The sequence below is a fragment of the Mycobacterium leprae TN genome (assembly GCF_000195855.1).
Lineage (GTDB): Bacteria > Actinomycetota > Actinomycetes > Mycobacteriales > Mycobacteriaceae > Mycobacterium > Mycobacterium leprae.
Map to the genome: position 1 here is coordinate 2,424,704 of NC_002677.1, position 17,915 is coordinate 2,442,618.

11 protein-coding genes and 11 pseudogenes are annotated in these 17,915 nt (G+C 56.0%); 12 read left to right on the top strand and 10 right to left on the bottom strand.

The genetic code is table 11. The features are described 5' to 3' along the window. Positions 1-462: 462 nt before the first annotated feature. The 4 genes and pseudogenes from ML_RS10415 to bfr form a co-directional block, all read right to left on the bottom strand. On the bottom strand, positions 463-726 hold the full coding sequence (locus tag ML_RS10415) for a hypothetical protein (protein ID WP_010908682.1): 264 nt from the start codon (positions 724-726) through the stop codon (positions 463-465). A 2,605-nt stretch (positions 727-3,331) separates the two neighbouring features. Beyond that, positions 3,332-3,553: pseudogene (locus ML_RS10425) on the bottom strand (glutamine synthetase family protein); the annotation flags it as partial. A 148-nt stretch (positions 3,554-3,701) separates the two neighbouring features. Continuing rightward, a pseudogene (locus ML_RS10430) lies at positions 3,702-4,163 on the bottom strand (carboxymuconolactone decarboxylase family protein); the annotation flags it as partial. A gap of 456 nt (positions 4,164-4,619) precedes the next feature. Continuing rightward, positions 4,620-5,099, bottom strand: coding sequence for a bacterioferritin (gene bfr / locus ML_RS10435; protein WP_010908683.1), 480 nt, complete (start codon positions 5,097-5,099; stop codon positions 4,620-4,622). A 393-nt stretch (positions 5,100-5,492) separates the two neighbouring features. Between bfr and ML_RS10440 the strand changes: the two genes are divergently transcribed. Further along, on the top strand, positions 5,493-5,717 hold the full coding sequence (locus ML_RS10440) for a (2Fe-2S)-binding protein (protein ID WP_081439367.1): 225 nt from the start codon (positions 5,493-5,495) through the stop codon (positions 5,715-5,717). Positions 5,718-6,496: 779 nt separating this feature from the next. Here the strand turns inward: ML_RS10440 and ML_RS16490 are convergent. Together ML_RS16490 and ML_RS10445 are read right to left on the bottom strand one after the other, a co-directional pair. Continuing rightward, positions 6,497-7,189, bottom strand: a pseudogene (locus ML_RS16490) (EthD domain-containing protein). Positions 7,190-7,280: 91 nt separating this feature from the next. Further along, positions 7,281-8,216, bottom strand: coding sequence for a hydrogen peroxide-inducible genes activator (locus tag ML_RS10445; protein WP_010908684.1), 936 nt, complete (start codon positions 8,214-8,216; stop codon positions 7,281-7,283). Between the two features lie 109 nt (positions 8,217-8,325). Between ML_RS10445 and ML_RS10450 the strand changes: the two genes are divergently transcribed. Then, entirely contained in the window at positions 8,326-8,913 is a 588-nt protein-coding gene (locus ML_RS10450; RefSeq protein WP_010908685.1) for a peroxiredoxin, read from the top strand. A gap of 39 nt (positions 8,914-8,952) precedes the next feature. Further along, positions 8,953-9,439, top strand: a pseudogene (locus ML_RS10455) (carboxymuconolactone decarboxylase family protein). 225 nt (positions 9,440-9,664) lie between these two features. Here the strand turns inward: ML_RS10455 and ML_RS19405 are convergent. Continuing rightward, entirely contained in the window at positions 9,665-9,886 is a 222-nt protein-coding gene (locus ML_RS19405) for a hypothetical protein (RefSeq protein WP_010908686.1), read from the bottom strand. 363 nt (positions 9,887-10,249) lie between these two features. Here ML_RS19405 and ML_RS19410 point away from each other — a divergent pair, with 363 nt between their 5' ends. From ML_RS19410 to ML_RS10475, 3 genes and pseudogenes are all read left to right on the top strand, one after another. Beyond that, a complete protein-coding gene (locus tag ML_RS19410) occupies positions 10,250-10,552 on the top strand; it encodes an alpha-amylase family glycosyl hydrolase (protein WP_231846606.1) in 303 nt (100 codons plus the stop codon). 303 nt (positions 10,553-10,855) lie between these two features. Further along, on the top strand, positions 10,856-12,100 hold the full coding sequence (locus ML_RS10470) for an alpha-hydroxy acid oxidase (RefSeq protein WP_010908688.1): 1,245 nt from the start codon (positions 10,856-10,858) through the stop codon (positions 12,098-12,100). Between the two features lie 405 nt (positions 12,101-12,505). After that, positions 12,506-12,823 (top strand): annotated as a pseudogene (locus ML_RS10475) (type II toxin-antitoxin system PemK/MazF family toxin). A 109-nt stretch (positions 12,824-12,932) separates the two neighbouring features. Here the strand turns inward: ML_RS10475 and ML_RS16495 are convergent. Further along, positions 12,933-13,076, bottom strand: a complete 144-nt coding sequence (locus ML_RS16495; protein WP_197492933.1) for a hypothetical protein — start codon at positions 13,074-13,076, stop codon at positions 12,933-12,935. A gap of 25 nt (positions 13,077-13,101) precedes the next feature. On the opposite strand from ML_RS16495, the pseudogene ML_RS10480 reads away from it, so the two are divergent. From ML_RS10480 to ML_RS16505, 6 pseudogenes are all read left to right on the top strand, one after another. Continuing rightward, positions 13,102-13,338 (top strand): annotated as a pseudogene (locus ML_RS10480) (nitroreductase/quinone reductase family protein); the annotation flags it as partial. Between the two features lie 29 nt (positions 13,339-13,367). After that, positions 13,368-13,621: pseudogene (locus ML_RS16500) on the top strand (TfoX/Sxy family protein). A gap of 153 nt (positions 13,622-13,774) precedes the next feature. Then, positions 13,775-14,395 (top strand): annotated as a pseudogene (locus ML_RS10485) (endonuclease). 61 nt (positions 14,396-14,456) lie between these two features. Continuing rightward, positions 14,457-15,405: pseudogene (locus ML_RS19415) on the top strand (FAD-dependent oxidoreductase); the annotation flags it as partial. Further along, positions 15,382-15,555: pseudogene (locus tag ML_RS19420) on the top strand (MOSC domain-containing protein); the annotation flags it as partial. The pseudogenes ML_RS19415 and ML_RS19420, both read left to right, overlap by 24 nt. Positions 15,556-15,670: 115 nt before the next feature. Then, positions 15,671-16,388, top strand: a pseudogene (locus ML_RS16505) (CPBP family glutamic-type intramembrane protease). Positions 16,389-16,393: 5 nt separating this feature from the next. Here the strand turns inward: ML_RS16505 and ML_RS10495 are convergent. Continuing rightward, positions 16,394-17,425 (bottom strand): zinc-binding alcohol dehydrogenase family protein, encoded by a 1,032-nt coding sequence (locus ML_RS10495; RefSeq protein ID WP_041323130.1) that lies wholly within the window; start codon positions 17,423-17,425, stop codon positions 16,394-16,396. A 53-nt stretch (positions 17,426-17,478) separates the two neighbouring features. Continuing rightward, positions 17,479-17,778 carry a GlsB/YeaQ/YmgE family stress response membrane protein gene (locus tag ML_RS10500; RefSeq protein ID WP_010908691.1) on the bottom strand — a complete coding sequence of 100 codons (300 nt, stop codon included), beginning with the start codon at positions 17,776-17,778 and terminating at the stop codon, positions 17,479-17,481. Positions 17,779-17,915 lie beyond the last annotated feature (137 nt).

The window sequence follows — 17,915 nt, forward strand, 5'->3', positions numbered from 1 at the left end:
AGTCTACAAAAGAGGCAACTCATGACCAATCAGACCGACCATGGCTTTCGAGGCTCTCACTATAGAGAGTCCGAGCGGGAAATAGTTCCGTTGGGATATCGGTAGTTCGCAGCCGGTAGTGCAACAGCTGGTGGCCTTCGGCGGTCAAGCAGGCTAGGCATAAAGCTGACAGAGTCAGGGTCAATTTTCAGATAGGCTTACACTACAAAACTAGACAACAGGCTTGAGAGTTAATTTGACGCGTTGGCCGAGAATGTATTCTACCACGTGTTCCTCGACGAGGAAGAGACCCATTACGTGCATGCCCTGCACCTTGCCGCTCGGCCAGCGGCGCGCCTATATAATATCCAAATTCGGATGGCACAATGTTAACGACGTACAGTGGGAAGGGTTGCCATCCAACAGCTTCGAACGGAGGTTCACCGCTGGAGAGCGGCTTCTGAACTACCTGGAGACCTCGACCTAGTGTGGCTCGTTTCGGTACTGACGCCCTGGCACATATAGAGAACATGGGTTCCAATCCGGCTTGGAAGAAGCTGCTGCAGGATCAACTAGGCCGTTATTGGGCTCCTGCCGAATGACTTCCAGGTGCACATGCCGATCTGTGCGGTCCCAGCGACCCTCGTCGATTGACTTAGGCAGCGATGGCCGCGGGCCGTCTACCAGTGCATGCGTACAGCGCATCTCGGTGACGTACAAGCCGCCCTCGAGGATCACATCACGCACCTAACTTGGTCGCGCTAACAGCGTTCAAATCTATCAGACACACTAGTTGCGAGCTCTACGCACAGGAGCACTCACCATTGCACACTCGGCAACTAGGGGCAGCTTGACCGATCAGGCGCATAGACCGCAGATTTGGCGTAGCTGCCCGATCATAACAAAAGCAGGACGCTCACGAGCAGTAGGATGGCTTCATCACCGCACCTGGCCTCGATCGTGGTCACGCTGACCGCCTTCTTAGTGAACAGCAAAGTTTTTTCCTCTACTGTAGGAGATCGGCAGATCTTCAGCTCGGGTGATTCCACCGGGAGCGCTGTGTCTATATCTCGGCATCTTGCTTAGTCTGGCACATCTAAGTGCGCGAAGAGCATTGCTGATCAAGGGCTTCTGACTATGTGCCGCTTGCCGTGCTCTAGACTGGACATCCCACGACACGCCAGGACTCCGCTATTTGATGTACCGACTACCCCAAGAATGCAGACTATCGTAATAGCCGCAGGTGCAACGTTTGACGAAGTGTTCGCCGCGGTGGCGGCCCACGTGGTGCTATTCTATGGCTATAGGGATCTATGGCTATAGGGAGCCTTGCGCGTGCAGCCATGGCCGGCGACCTCCAAATCCAGCCGGTCCGAGCAAGCAGCAATGCTGATCCTCATCCTTGATGAGGATCAGCAGGAACTCCACAAAGCGTGGGAAGCACCAACCTACAATCGATGAGGTTCAACCGAAGTCGGGTTACATGCAGTCGGATGCGGACGCGGTCAAGGACTGCGACTGGACAGCTGCGAGTGCGAAGTCGTCCTTGATCGTGTCGACAACAATTGCCGACGGGTTGGCTCCGACGAACCAGTAGCCCGCACACCCGCTACCAGACTAAGTAACCAGAACTTCTCGTTTATCCGCTACAACCTTGGCAATCGAGTTATATCGTCGACCGGCCAGTGCAACTTATGCTAGCGGTTTAGCACGGATTTCCGATATCGGTAGGCTCCGCAAATCAGACTTCTGCTACGGGATAACGACGGTGCCGGAGATGGTGTTTCGTCACGCTTTAGACACTGGTCTCGTATGTCAGATATAGCATGCCAATCATGCCGCCGTCGGAACCGGCATTATCGTAGTATAGGTGAACCGGATCCGGACGTGTTGTCTTCATCGCTGATTGCCACGCCGCTACGGTGGGAGTTGTCGTAACAGACGATCCAGATTCAATTGGCCGACAGTCCGCAACACCATCAGATCGGTAGCAAGCTGCGTCGGTTCATCTCTTTTCAGTCGATCTTTTTGTCAAGGCGGTAGAAGTGGGCGATTGCCATGAGCAACAGCCGGCAACGCCTCAATGGTGTTGGCCCCGCTCCAGTCACCGTCCTAGGCAAATACACGCAGTAAGTGGTGCATGCCGGTGCGCCACAGCGCTGTACCCAGAAAGTAGAGTTCCGCGGGACCGAACCCGTACGACGGGTACAGGATCCTGCAAAAAGACGCCATCTCAATCACCCAGGCGATAAATGTTGGTGGCCGAGCCTCTAGGTAATTCATTCTCAACTCACCGTCGAGATAGAAATTGTTAAAATCCTTTTCCAGATAGCAAGATTCACATTGATAGAAGTAGCAATACAGAAAAATTATTGAGTTTCCCAGACTGTCGAAGAAAGTCAAGAATATACAGTGGATTGCTCTTGTATAAACCACAGTCTCGGTCTTCGAAACCGAAATGGAATTGAAGCAGCTTGCCAAGTCGCAACGCTTGCTGTAGCACAAAACGCAGCAGCCTCCTATACGCATAGACAAACACTACCGGTATAGCGCACCACGCGGCTTGCGTTCTCAACAGCTTGTGATACTTATGGCTCGGTCAAGTGGCCGTCACACCTGGCCCAGTAGGCCAGGATAGACTTGGAAACTACCGAGGTAGCTCAGCTCCGGATGCAAAATCCCCCTCCCGAACACCGATGCGTAGGCACCGGACATCTACGCGGCCTGCTCGGCTACCTACTCAAGACAAATCACCTAGTGCACAGAACCTCCAAACAGTGCGTTCAGATCAAAAGCATCGGCTATACCCTCGCCGATTCCGGTGTCGATCAGTCAGTCATTCACTCTAGCGGTTGGCAAAACAGCCGAGTCAATTCGACTTCGCTGAACTGGCAGTGTAGATCCAATACAACCTGGAGATCAATGTGTTTAACCAGATCTAGGATGGGGCTGCAGGGGGTGCAAACAACGAAACCGATCCATGAATTGGACGTAGAGTCGAACTTTGCAAGCGGTTCGGTGGGTTCGGTGTTAGTCTCGTTGAAAGCATTTTCGAATCGTCTTTAGTCCCTGCGGGAAATTAGCAGCCTTAGACACACTGATCAATGAACACCACTTCGCCGACATGTTGCGCTAAGACCAATACATCAAACACCACGACAAGTTCCCAGACCATACAGCCAGAATGATACGCCAGCTGCTCGGGACTCAGGAGCATGTAGCGCTCCTGCCCTATAAGACGAACGCAACCACCATGTCTATTGCAGGATCGCCGATGCATATCTCGCATTAACTGCGAATTATCAAGTGCAGCAATCACTTAATCCCGAAACTCGAGAAGACCGTACTACAACCACCCTGCTGACGGCAGCCGGCCACCGCCTGGATCTACTAGCAGGAATTCGATTTCTCGACCAATCACCGCGTCGATTCCTGCTGCAACAAGCAGCAGCCTCAACCCGGCTCAACGTCACGCGGCTGCACGCGGAAATAGTTACGTCGTCCTACTCGAAAAACGCGGCGGGCGCCCCCAGACAAACCTGTCGCCGATGATGCGTAGTGCGGATAGGTCTATGGCGGTGGCGACACTTCTGTATTCAGTGGGGCGACAAGCTCTGCAGCAGCGAGCGAGTTAACCTGTCATAGCGGCCATTCTGCAGCACCAACTGGCTGCAGCACCAACTGGCCACTCCATGCTGACGACAGGTAGTGCGGGTCACACCACCCTGGCTGGGCAAGGTCAGCTTGCAGGACTGCCTTAATATCCCTTATATCCAGAGTCCGCAGAACCCGCCCCGGGCCGATACACAGCGTGTACGATATAGTCATAGTCAGGACAACGAACAACTCGTCGGAGAAGTACTTGTGGCGAACTGGTGGGCGGCCTCGGCGGTCAACCCCTCCCGTCCACTGTAACCGGACCAGGTAAGCCACTCCATCACGCGGCCGTACAACTCTTCATCATCAACCCCTTCGGCAGCACTTTCTGCATCGTGCAGTGTTTACGCAAACGACGCATTCGTCGTCGTGGGCGATCACCGCTCGTGCCAGTTCGCGTGCGTGTCAACAGCCAGTGCTTGGTGTAGACTGCCTCTAGACTGAACCCGGGCAACGCGGCCAAGATCGGGCAAATGCAGAATCCAACCCGTCAAATCGTCATCCGCAAATGTACCGATTCGGCTCATGGCGTGATATTACCCCGCACATTTCCGCAGAATCGTTTTGCGACTGCTGCCTGTGAGCACCCGAGAGCCATAGTCAACGAATCATCGTGCCAACCACGTTGGACCATAACCCGATGCACGAAGCGTTGCAGGGCAGCTTCGACCTCACGGTAGCCCGGCCGACCCTGGTAGCTGATCGAGGCGGACCAGCTTGTCGACAATCCAGGCCAGCAGCAGCGAGCACACGTAGTTCAATGGTCACATCCCTAGCTGGGGGAAGCCACAATTAGTCGGCGTCGTACAGCGGCTAGCCAGAGTGGTCCGACAACCACATAACAGCACGACCGTCACCGCAGCCCGATCAGCGCGCTACCGAACGCAGGATGCACGGTGGGTGAGCCTCGACTAGGTCCGCGGTCCGCTGCTCGCGGGTACGTTATACTTACCAGTGGACTAGCGAGGTTAGCCTCGGGCTGGTTAACTCGGCGGCCGGGAGACGCATTGCGCCGAGTACAACTCCTCCCCTAGCTGCCCCATAAGCGCTAGTTGCGTTTCCAAGTAGTCGATGTGTTCTTCCTCGTCAGCCACGATTTTCTCCAACAGTACAGCGCTGGTGCTGTCCTGCTTTTCCCGGCACATGATGATTCCGGGCTTGAGCCGACTCATCACCTCGTATTCGATCGCCAGGTCTGCCTCGAATTGCTCACGCAGCGTCTGACCAACGCGCAACGACCCTATGCGCTGGTAATTCGGCAAGCCGTCCAGAAGCAAGATGCGATCGGTAATCGCCTCGGCGTGCCGCATTTCGTCGAAGGACTCCACGCGGGTGCGCTCTGCTAACTCGGTAAAGCCCCAGTTTTCTTGCATCTTTGAATGCAGGAAATACTGGTTGATAGCGGTGAGCTCACTGGTCAGTTGCTCGTTAAGCAAGCGCAAGACATCCGGATCACCTTGCATGAACACTCCTATAACGTGGGTAAGAGATCATGTCGAACCGCTAAAGGTGGACCGAAGCACACCTCGGCTTTAGTTTATCCTCACAAATAACAATACACTATGGTAACAATACACTATAGCCGGGCCTGGGTCAGATCTAGTACAGCAGGTACGGGTCAGTGTGGGATTTTAGTGCACTGTCGGCGCATCACGTGCAAGCCACCATATCAATCGCAGGTCACTACGTTAAATTTTAGACGAGACTGCACTAAAAACCTACTTAGGCCTACTTAGGTTAGACTCCACTAATATGCGACCTGTTTGCCCGACGGCATCGCCTGGGTTTCTAATCAAGCGAGATACGATGAGCGCGCATCTAGTGAGGCATGTCACCTGCGGTCGGGAACTTTGCTGATGTACGTCTGTCTGTGTGCCGGTGCCACCAACCAAACTGTGTGCGATGTCGTCGCACGTGGTGCGACGACGTCCAAGGAGATAGCAGCCGCTTGCGGAGCGGGCAGTGACTGCGGACGCTGCCGACGCACATTGCGGGCGATCATCGCCGCCTCAAACCCGACTGTGAAGCCTGACTTAACCCGACCAGCTAAACAATATGTCAAATTGCGTGGCGGTCGGTGAAGTCCACTCAAGCTACGGCGGTGGCCTGAACGCCCATACAGATCAGCGAAGTGAGGACTTCCTCGCACGGGTCGCTGCGGCGATCTCAGCACAGATCGGTTCGATCCTCGTGGTGCTTGACTGCCATCCAACTTGAAATTGGCCTGGAGGCAAGGATTCGGCATGTCGGCAGGCTTCAGACAGCAGAACTTCCGGGTCGCACACCCGCCAGACCAGCCCCATGGGCAACGCTTCGTAGGCGTGAATCCATCTCCCGAGGGCATCAACAGCCAGGCAGCCCGCCGACCCCGTCACTAGGTCTCTCGCTGTGATGTTTAACCGTTGCCGTGCATCCGCGTTCGCGCGATCAACACCACACAGCACACCGTTCCTTTGGCCATCATTCGGTCGTACTCTTGCCAGCTGTCATTGCTGCCGCTCGTAGCGGTAAAAACCTTATTACCTTGAACTTAAATTTTTAGAGTACAAAGCTGTAATTAGTCGGCATCGGCCAGTCACGGCTGTGTCTCATCCGACCCGCTCCGTGCAGTCATCGACAGTCCCCCACTGCCATTCGCTGGGGAAGGTTATGACCAGCTACGACCGGGCCTGCAGATTGGCGATTTTCACTTTCCTCCAGGCGGTAGAACCTATAAAAAGAGGATTCGCCACTGGCGGGGTTTGGCAACAGGACGACATTAACTAACGAAGTCTGCACCGTTTCGCCAGAGTGAACCGTGGAGACCACCGCTAGATCGTTTTCTATCGCTGCGAACGCCACAGTATTAGTTAAATGTTGTTTAGTATCCTCCTAGGAGGTCCTCGCTCATCTGAAACGGTGACTTGAACATGTAGCAGCTAGTTGGAACAACGTCAATATTTTTGTTCACGCCAAATGCAGTTGTGCTAAGTAATTGCTCAGCTTAGCCCATGTTGCAGATCGTTGTCGTAGGTGTCCTCGAAGAAAGCCTTCAGACCGATGATCGCCTCCGCTAGGAACAACTCTTTGACGGTACCCGTGCTTCCCGGCGAGTGTGAAGTGAGAGTACGTACGACCCCAGCCTGGATGTACCCAAATGTCAGCTATATCTCAATGATCACCTACGTGTGGCCACGTTGCCAACGACCCAGTCAAGTCCCCCTGTTCTAGGGGAATGAACTGGCATGGCAGAACAATGTTTCCTAAACACGTTGTACGAATACATGATTCAGTAACAATCGGCGTCAGTGGGATCGATTCTGTCATCAAATACACGCCGAGTTGATCGCACTCCTAAGCCAGCCACTTAAGTGCTATCGCCGTCTGATCAGCAGAGCATTGCTGAGTCCACAGAGTCACCACCAGCAGCAACGTTGTAAACGTCATGAATTTGAGTGGCGAACCGCGCTATTATGTGGACGTCGATCAAGAACCCGGGAAACCGAACCCAACAGCGCATCGGCGACCGCGCCCCCCTGGGAGCGTACCAACCATCATCGGACTCAGCACGCATAAGCAGGGCGATTATCTTTTCCTACTAGGGCGAGCTTACCGTCGCTGGCATGGGCATGAGGACGATCTCTGGTTTGCCGGTACCCGAACTGCTATGCGACCAGCCGCACATGATGCTCTGTACTAATCAACTCACCAATGATCTTGGCAATCTGCCGATAGGAAGCACTGCGACCGCTAGCGGAGCGGAAAGCCAGACCAATCCGTCTCCCGGGGCAGGGGGCAGCGAACTGGGCAAGTCCAAGTTTGCTACGCACCGACTCGACAGGCGCAGCACTCTGCGGGAGCAGCGTCACCCCCAACCCGCCGGTCACGCATTGCACAGCGGTCGCCAACGACGCTGCGCGGGTGTTAGCCAGCTCGGCCTGCACTCCCGATTTCCGGCAGATATCGAGGGTCTGGTCTCGCAAGCAATGACCCTCATCCAACAACAACAGCGGCAATTGCGCCAGTGCCGTTGTCGGCACCCGGCGCTTGCCGGAAAGCGGATGCCCTGGGGGTAGCGCGAGGACAAAATCCTCATCATAGATTGGTATCTCGGCAATCCCGGCAGTTTCAACCGGTAAGGCGATCATTGCAGCATCTAATGCCCCCTCACGCAACGCGGTCAGCAGGTGCTCTGTCTGGTCCTCGACCACTCGCAAGGTTAACGTCGGCAGCCGATGGGTGAGTCCAGTCAACATCGTCGGCAGCACATACGGCGCCACGGTGGGAATCAGTCCAAGGCGCATGCCACCTCGCAGCGGATCCGATTCGCCGGCAGCTGCTGCGGTGAACGCGTCCATCGCCTCGATCGCAGCCTGGGCGCGTGGTAGTAGGTGCCTACCCTGCGTCGTCACGAAAACCCGTCGGGTAGAACGTTCGATCAGCTGCACACCAAGTCCGGACTCCAGCGCCGCTAACGCCTGCGACAACGTCGACTGCCTCACGCCGAGAAAGCTTGCCGCGGCGCTGAAGTGACCCTTCTCAACCACTGCGACAAAGGCGCGAAGCCCAGCGATGGTGGGCTGATAACTCTTATCACTCATACCGATAAGTATAGTGTGATATATCACCTTTACTTCAGACCAAACTCACGGCAACCTTGAAGGATAGTGTAAAAATCTGATTTTGAATCAATCCAAACAAGGATCGGATATGTCATTGCTATCAATTGGCCAACAGTTCCCCGCCTACCAACTCACCGCGCTGATCGGCGGCGACTTATCAAAGGTTGACGCACAGCAGCCTGGTGACTACTTCACCACCGTCTCCAGTGACAGCCACCCAGGCAAGTGGCGCGTAGTGTTCTTCTGGCCGAAGGACTTCACCTTCATTTGTCCGACCGAAATCGCGGCGTTCGGCAAGCTGAACGAAGAGTTCGAAGGCCGTGGAGCGCAGATTCTCGGAGTTTCGATCGACAGCGAATTCGTGCACTTCCAGTGGCGTGCACAGCACGAGGACCTCAAGCGGCTTCCCTTCCCGATGCTCTCGGACATCAAGCGGGAGCTTTCTGCGGCCAGCGGAGCACTCAACGCCGATGGTGTTGCTGACCGTGTGACGTTCATCGTCGATCCCGACAACGATATCCAGTTCGTCTCGGTCACCGCGGGTTCCGTGGGACGCAACGTGGAAGAGGTGCTGCGGGTGCTCGATGCCCTACAATCCGACCAACTGTGTGCATGCAACTGGCGCAAGGGCGACCCGACTCTGAACGCGACTGAATTGCTCAAGACGTCAGCCTGACCGGGGCAGGCCTGATCTCCAACTTAGATTGGAAGGCATATGAGCATCGAGGACCTCAAGGTCGCGCTGCCGGAGTACACCAAGAACTTCAAGCTCATCCTGGGCTCAATCGCCCGCAACACCGTACTGAACGAGAAGCAGCTATAGGGCACGCTGTTCCATAACGTTGCAGCGACGCGGAACGCGCAAATGCCTACCCTAGAGTCGACCGCCGAAGCAGCCAATTCGTCCGGGTTCTACCTCGGCCGTGGCTTCCTCGACAGTCAACATGGCGATCTGCATTCTGAGTTGCGGATGAATATCATCGCCAACCCGGGAGTCGACACAAGACGCTTTCGAGCAGTAGTCCTCTGCGGTATCGCCGATCAATGGGTGCTCGCACTGCGTTGTAGACCATGAGCACACGCTGCGTGAAGCAGGTACGGATCGAAAGGCGTTATCGGAAGCGTTGTAAGGTCACGCAGTTATTGTTTCCGATGTAGCACAGTGGATTACCACCGCTGAGATACTGTCCACGATCGGCTGATCATCAGCGCGGTGAAGGTGCCCACGCGGTTCCACTTAATGTGATTCTGGTAGCAGGTCTATACGCTGGGTTTCTTAGGCCCCTTCCTCGCGCCCCGTCACTGGGCCTACCGGGCCCAGGCGAACATTAGCTCATTAGCTGCGGCTGCTGGTCGGCTGGTTTGATCACACCATCGAATATTCGGGGGCATCTGGGATTGCGTTGGGGAATCGATCTTTCCCTGAGTCACAGATGGCTACGACACCACCGACCACTACATGTATCGATCCCAGGCTCGGTGACGACGCCGACTTCGACTAACTGCTCGCCGAAGCGCACCGCCGGGGCCTGCGTGTTCTGCTCGACAGCATGTTTAATGACGTCAGCGTGCACTGGAAACACTATCCGCAATGCACCGCACAACAGCGGCGTCGGCACGCTAGTTTCGGGGAGCACGATCGTTTCCACACACTCAACACACGCTCAAGGGGCACTCCGGCCTCGTGACCCTCAACCACGATAACCTCGAAGGTTGCAGACTACGTCACCAACGGCATGGGGCACTGATTGCAGCGTGGCGCTGACAGTTAGCGACTAAATGCAACTTATGCTGTACAGCAAGTATTCTGGAATACAACAGTACCAAAAGTCTGCGAACTGCATCCGGATGCTTGGTGCGTCGGCGAGTTCATTCACAGCGATTATGCATCCGTGGCCGGCTCCGCCGGATGCAACTCCGTCACCCAATACGAGCTGTGGAAAGAGCTCTAGAGCAGCCGCAGCGATGGCAACTTCATCGAGCTGGGTTAGGCGCTGCAACGAAACAACAAGTTGCTGCCGAGCTTTGCGCTGCTGAACTTCAGCTGTAACCACGATGTGAGCCGTATCGCCAGCCAGCTTGGACAGCCTGAACATCTGACCCATGCGCTAATAATCTTGCTGACCGTCGCCGGCGTACCCAGCGTGTACGCCGGCGACGAGTTCGGGTTTCGCGGTCTCAAGGAAGAACGCTACGGCGTTGACGACGCGGTACTTCCGGAGTTCTTCTCTCCCCCAATGCAATTAGATGTATTCGGCGTCCATGCGTGGGCGCTGCACCAGTATCTGATCGGGCTGCGTCGGCGCCACCCGTAGCTGCACTTCTGCATCGACTGTCGCCCTGCGGCTGGACAACCGGAACTACGTCTATCAGCTACGCAATGGCCGGAATCTGCGGGAAGCACTGCTGGTCACATCCAACATGGACAACGAGCCGTTGCACCTAGTGCTGGCTGAGATGGTCACCAAGCAAGCACACTTTGTCGCCAGATCAGCAACACTGCCCCAAGAGATCGTCGGCTCGGTGGTCGGCGAGGCTCACGGCTGGTAGATCTTGCAACCAACATAGGTTAGATTGCCCAGGCGAGCATGGGTCGACCACAGTAAGGATGGGAAACGATGGCAGCCAAACGGCGGATGCCCAGAGTCCACGACCTGGCCCCGCTGATCCAGTTCAAACGGCCCAAATTCGGAGCGACCAAACGCCGCCTCGAGGCCGCGCTGACCATTCAGGATCTGCGGTGCATTGCCAAACAGCGCACCCCAAAGGCCGCGTTCGACTATACCGATGGCGCCGCCGAGGACGAGCTATCCATTAAACGAGCCCAACAAGCCTTCCGCGACATCGAGTTTCACCCGGCTATCTTGCGTGATGTCACGAACGTATGCGCCGGATGGGATGTGCTCGGGCATTCGGTCTTGTTGCCGTTCGGAATCGCGCCAACCGGATTCACTCGGTTGATGCATACCGAGGGTGAGATTGCCGGCGCGCGGGCTGCTGCTGCAGCCGGGATCCCATTTTCGTTATCCACTCTCGCCACCTCTGCGATCGAAGATGTAGTGGCCGCCGTTCCGCAGGGCCGCAAATGGTTTCAGCTGTACATGTGGCGGGATCGTGACCGCTCAATGGCGTTGGTCGAGCGCGCCGCCGACGCAGGGTACGATGCCCTGCTGGTCACGGTCGACGTTCCGGTCGCCGGCGCGCGGTTACGTGACACCCGCAACGGCATGTCGATCCCGCCGGCGTTAACACTGCGAACTGTGTTCGACGCGCTGCCACACCCGCGCTGGTGGATTGACTTGTTGACTACCGAGCCTCTGGCATTCGCATCGTTAGATCGCTGGTCGGGCACTGTCAGCGATTACTTAAACACCATGTTCGACCCCAGCGTCACTTTTGACGATCTGGCGTGGATTAAAACCCAATGGCCCGGCAAGTTCGTAGTGAAAGGAATCCAGACGCTCGACGACGCTCGCGCCGTCGTTGAGCGCGGTATCGACGGTGTCGTGTTGTCCAATCACGGCGGGCGGCAACTTGACCGGGCACCGGTGCCCTTCCATCTACTACCTACGGTGGCGCGTGAATTCGGCAAGGACACCGAGATACTGTTAGATACCGGTATCATGTCCGGCGCTGACATTGTGGCAGCAATTGCACTGGGAGCCCGGTGCACACTGGTCGGGCGAGCCTACCTCTACGGGTTGATGGCCGGTGGCGAAGCGGGCGTCAGGCGCGCGATCGAAATCCTGGAAAGCGGGGTGATCCGCACGATGCAACTTTTAGGTGTGACCTGTTTAGAGGAACTCTCGCCCAGACATGTGACGCAACTACAGCGACTGGGCCCCATTGAACCACCAGCATGACGTAACTAACGTGACGCGGGCGCCGCAGTGTTTCTTACCCCGCATCGAAGCAACCAGCCTCAATCATCGCAGAGCTCACTGGGCTTCGTCTCGTTAGGTTCGGAGCGAGCTCTACTCTAATATAGACTATGAAGACCACTAATTTCCGTACCAGATGATACGTTCGATCACGTTTCGTGGCAAGCGCGTGATCTCCGCATGAGCCGGTCGGAGTTCTTCACACGAGCCGCATAGCGCTAAATGGACAAATGGGACGGCCAATCTTTGACCAGACAAATTGACAACGTTTTGGCGTACCTGGGTTATGGACCTGATGACAGCGATGACATGGAAGCCGCCGTGGTGGCTGTCGGGCACCTGGTGCCCGACAGCCACCACGGCGGGTGATGATCACCCGCGGTAGATATCTACTGGGCCGATCTCGGCGCGCTCTCTGGTAACGGACCTGGCAAACGTCGTCCGGTGGTCGCGATCCAATCCGATTTGTACAACGCCAGTCGCCTTATCGCGGTGTTAGCCGCCGTGATAGCCGGCCCGTACAAGGCGAGCAACCATGCCAGGCAGCATGTTCCTAACCACTATCCATAGCAGGATTGCCACACGACTCGGTCGTCAACGTCACCGCACTTGTTACTCTGCACAAAGCCGATCTAATCAGGGAAATACCGTCGGGCTTGATGTACGAAGGTCGACCGCAGACTTCGTCGCGTGCTCAACCTTTGACATAAATCGATTGTTTCCTAAAAATTTTCGACGATTACTACCGAACCCCTGTTTGGGATCATCCTGGTCACGATGGTTGCACAACTCGTCCGTCAAGCTCGAACCGCTTTCAGATAGCCTCCTCCACACTTTGCAGCTCCCGCTGCCACATTGCTGGGTTGATATTTTCGTTGGCGTTTTCCATCCCGGCAGATAACGCCAGGAATAGCGTGTCGCTGAAACGCAGACCGACACACGTTTGCCGCCGCGTCATCGTAGTATTTGAGACAATCACAGTCATGACCAATTTGTGGGATTTGAAACAGAAGGTAATTTACAGCATTCAATGGCTGGTGGTCAATTCATTAGGTCACCAGCTGCCGAGGACAATGCTGGAAACTATTCGCCGTAAAACTGGTCAGCCGTGGCGGACCGCAGCCGGTGTTCACCCGGTAGACAACCAGTTCGGAATGGTTTGCGAAAACAGCGAGTATTCGGATTACGTCTACAACATCAAGGCTAACACCGCTGTGCGAACGCACAAAAGTAAGATCTAGCCAACCAGATTAGCAAACTGTTTGGTCCGGAACGCGGCGTCAAGGAGAAGCGAATGTTCGGTGGGCTGGCATTATGAATTAACAGCCATACAATCGGTGGCTGTTAACGGCCAGGGAGGGTTGCTGGTGCTGCCAAAAAAACACCGAGCAGCTGCTTGACCGGGAACATGTCAGCTCGATGGTTATGGCCGGTCGAAAAGCCCGAGGTTGTTTACACATTGACGCGGACGAAGTGAAGACCAAAAGCAAACTGCAATCCTGAGTTAGTTGCGGAGCAGACTATGCGAGATCACTCAAGCCAAAACAATACCTTCGGTAAGTTTACGTCCACCAGGACGGTGCCATATGTTTGTAAACATGGGCATCACGGTACGGGGTACGTCGTACCCAGCAACCAGCACACTGGGTACGACGACTGCTGAAGGTCAACTGAACCACATACTCGGCCGAAGCGGGAATCCGGATCAGCGGCATTGGCTTGCCATTGATCCGGTTGCTGGTGCTGTGCATGTTTGCTAGCAAGCCGATTGATACGACGATGGCGGTGCGCGACGCGCAGGCACTGTTCGAAGCCGGCCTGCGTACGCAGCAGGCCGTGCTGACATCCGGCCAGCGTACTATGATCAGCGCATTTGGTCGGGCTCACTAAGTGCGTTATGACGAAAGCTCGTCCACCCAGCCCGGTCCAGCGACCGACATCGCGTAGCACATCCACGACGAGTACACGAATAATCTTCGCTAAATGACCCATTATAGCCGCAACGATGTTCCTACGGCTAAGCGAAGCAACTCTATCAAGAAGTTGAAAGGGATTAGCAATAACTAGTGCTGACATTTATCTAAACGAAGTCCAAGATATATGGACAGGGTGCGACCGTACTTCGGTGAACGCGCCATAGCGACAACCAAAATATCAGGACTGCCCAACAACCCGGCAAAACTGGATACCTTGGCACCGCGCACTCATGCTTGTCTGGCTGCCAATCTAGTCAGGTCGACGCTCGACCACGACGTAACCCAGCACGTGGCCGGATAATCCTTGACTCCATCCCGTAGTAGACTAGGGGGGCTTGGACAACAGATATGGAGCAGCGACCATAGCCAACTCGATCACATTCGTCATTGTTGGCAGAGGACTTGCTGGAGGCAAAGCAGTAAAAACGTTGCACGACAGTGACTTTAACGGTAAGTCACTGCGCTCACCGAGGAGCAACAGCTGCCCTACGAGCGATCTCCGCCATAACAAAAAGCATCCGGCCGGCAAAAAGTCACCAAGCAGCTTCACCGTCCAGACGGTCTATCGGTACCGCTAACACGATGTCAACCCGAGAATCGGCGCACGAGTATTGTCGTCAGATCATGCCACATACCACCGTCGGGCTATCCGACGGAGCTGCGGTGCAGGACGACAAGCTGTTGTTGGCAACCAGATCGGCGTCGCGGCACCCAGCTATACCTGTATCCGACGCGGCCGGAGTCCACTATCTACACACCTAAATAAAGATGCTTAGTCGATGAATTCTGTTCTTTTCGAAGGGTATTCTCTCGCTGTGCTGGGAACAACTAAGTAGGTAGATTGTGTTGTGAAATGGCTGCCGCCGTCCTGCAGCGCGGGGTCAACGTCACTGTCGTCAAAACAGCCAAACAATCACTGGTGGCTGCGCTCGACACAAAACCGTAGGTGAAATGTTCGCCGCCCTGCATCGCGATCGCGGAGTGAATCTACAGTTACAGACGCAGGTCGAGGAAATCACCAGGGCCGACGGAGCGGATGACAAAGCCACTGGGGTCAAGATGCGCGACAGATCCACGGTTGCCGCAGATGCGGTGCTGGTGGCCGTCGGCACCAAACCGAACATCGAACTCGTCGAACAAGCCAGGCTATCAATAGATAGCGATGGCGTGTGCTCGTCGACGCATCCGCTACGTACCAACGATCCTGACGTCTACGCGGTCGGTTATCTCACTTCTGCCGAACACCCGCTGTTTACCATCCGGATACGCACCGGGCACTGGGCCAATGTGCTCAACCAACCCGCGGCGGCCGGAAGGCGCTTGGAAGTCTCAACGCCGCTGATACTGTGTCGCAAGTTTCAAGGATGCCTGAATTTGAGCCAGTGGATCAAGACCTTCACCCAAGCGGGGAAACCTGGTGCCTACGTACGGGTGATATCGTCCGCAACAGTGCGCGTCGGCGACATGATCACGATCGATTACCCACCCACTCCGACCCACTCCGATAACAAGGTGACCGTCGAACTCGTCTTGCGCGTCATTACGACTAAAGTTGACACCCACCCGCTAATGTCGCATCTCGGCGCTGCACCAGTTCCGGAACCAGGTCGCCGTCATCGTGGGTGCTGGTGCAGGTGCCAACGAACCTGATCGCGCACTTAACCACGACATAGGCAAGCATCACTACCATCCCTATTGGCGCGTTCGTACTGGTGACGTCGGTGCCCTGCAATGGTTTCAACTGGGCTGAATTGGGTCTTGCCCGGGAAAACTGGAAGTCCAGCGTAAATTATACGCTGGCCGCCGTGGTGATCATGGCGTTAATAGCTTTCCGTCGGTGTCCTGTTCCCGATGATTCGGCTGACGTTCATGAACAATCATTACGCTCGGATCTCTGAGATATCCGGCACGCTGACCGCCTCGATGGTCTTCATTACACTGCAAACCGTGATCCCTGAAAAGCTGGCCCCTCGAGGTGTATGTACTGCACGGCACGTTGAACCGGGCCTGGGGATTCCGTAGCGTTATGGTTGCAACCTCACTGCCGTTTGATCTTTGCCATGTCACGACATACGTTGGAGTTGACGAACAGCAATATAGACTTTACTCGGCTACGGGATCGTCCTAATGTTCGCCGGGGTAACACTGGCAATGCCGGCTACCGGCTTAGCAGGGTTCCTCTTCAGCTGGCTGCGCCGACGTAGCGATAGCCTCTTGAGCCGATAGCGCTATATGGGTCACTGAACGAATTGGGTGACCTAGTAGCTGCGTTGGTCTGGCATCTATCGACTTGACTCGGTTACGCCAGCAGCACAGCAGCGCCTGAGATGCGGCCGACGCTGAGATCGGTCAGCGCCTGATCGGCTTGCTCAAGCGGATATTCCGGCGTGGTGACCGCGATGTGATGCTGGGCCGCGAAGTCGAGGAACGCACGGGCATCAGCCCTAGTGTTCGATGTCACCGACCGAATCTGACGCTCTTGAAACAAGTGTCGCTGGTAGTTCAGCTGCGGAATATCGGAAAGATGAATCCCTGCGATCGCCAGGGTGCCGCCGCGGTTCAGCGCCTCGCACGCGGGCAGCACTAGATCACCAACCGGCGCGAACACGATCGCGGCATCCAGCGGTACCGGCGGCAGATCAGCGACGCCTTGAGCCGACGCAGCGCCGAGTTCTAACGCCAGCTCCTGCGCCCGGGCTCCGCGGGTCATAACATGCACCTCTGCGCCTTGCACCAAGGCAACCTGTGCTGCGATGTGAGCGCTGCCCCCAAAGCCGTAGATACCTAACCGGCCGCCCGGCGGTAACTCGGATCGCAGCAACGATCGGTACCCGATGATGCCGGCACACAACAACGGCGCAAGCTCGCAGTCACTATAGCCGCTCGGTAGGTGATGTGCGAAAGCCGCAGGAACAGTAGTAAATTCGGCGTATCCACCGTCGACATCCCAGCCGGTATAGCGGGACTGCACACACAGGTTCTCGGTACCGCTACGGCAATAGTTGCACACGCCGCAGGTGTAGCGCAACCAGGCTATGCCTACCCGGTCCCCCACATCGAACCCAGCGGCCGCATCCACGTCCGATCCCACCCCCAAGACCTCCCCCACTACCTCGTGGCCGGGAGTCACGTGCTCGCGGTGCACGGGGAGGTCACCCTCAGCGACATGCAGATCGGTACGACATACCCCACACGCACGTACAGCAACCAGAAGTTCAGACGGTTCGGGACACGGCACCTCGGTGGTAACCCACTCGAGCGGGCTGGTTTGTATCGGGCCGGGCCGACGCACCCGCCACGCATGCATCATCCTGGTCACTTTCGAGGCCATCACGCCATCATGTCGTGATCCGCCGGCGACCAGTTGAAGTCATCACAGCCAAGTTAGGTCTTTCGTACCCTGCCGACAACCCAAAGCAGGATCACCGAGCCTAGGATCGAAGTGAACAAAGTGAACCACCAACCGCCGGCAGCGGTGTTAACGAAGAAGCTCAGTAAAAAGCCGCCGATCAACGCGCCTACAACACCGATAACGATGTTCATCAAGATGCCCGATCCGCCGCCTTGAACGATTTTGCCTGCGATCCAGCCCGCTATACCACCGATAATGATGTAACCAATCCAGCCAACACTAGTCAACGTCGTTGAGCGGGCGAGGTACTCGGTAGCTGCCATGACGTCCATGTGTAATCTCCTTGCACTCGATGGCATAGCTCAGCGCAGATGCGGGGCTGTAATGTGGGTATACACCGATGAGTGCCTATTGTCGACAGTGGTTTGCTCTGCGGGCGGCGGGTCAAGGAAACACGGTCCGCAGTGGC

Excerpts from the sequence above, each read along its gene's own strand:
- bfr (WP_010908683.1), bottom strand. The coding sequence starts at position 5,099 with ATGCAAGGTGATCCGGATGTCTTGCGCTTGCTTAACGAGCAACTGACC.
- ML_RS10440 (WP_081439367.1), top strand. The coding sequence starts at position 5,493 with ATGTACGTCTGTCTGTGTGCCGGTGCCACCAACCAAACTGTGTGCGAT.
- ML_RS10445 (WP_010908684.1), bottom strand. The coding sequence starts at position 8,216 with ATGAGTGATAAGAGTTATCAGCCCACCATCGCTGGGCTTCGCGCCTTT.
- ML_RS10450 (WP_010908685.1), top strand. The coding sequence starts at position 8,326 with ATGTCATTGCTATCAATTGGCCAACAGTTCCCCGCCTACCAACTCACC.
- ML_RS10470 (WP_010908688.1), top strand. The coding sequence starts at position 10,856 with ATGGCAGCCAAACGGCGGATGCCCAGAGTCCACGACCTGGCCCCGCTG.
- ML_RS16495 (WP_197492933.1), bottom strand. The coding sequence starts at position 13,076 with ATGACGCGGCGGCAAACGTGTGTCGGTCTGCGTTTCAGCGACACGCTA.
- ML_RS10495 (WP_041323130.1), bottom strand. The coding sequence starts at position 17,425 with ATGGCCTCGAAAGTGACCAGGATGATGCATGCGTGGCGGGTGCGTCGG.
- ML_RS10500 (WP_010908691.1), bottom strand. The coding sequence starts at position 17,778 with ATGGACGTCATGGCAGCTACCGAGTACCTCGCCCGCTCAACGACGTTG.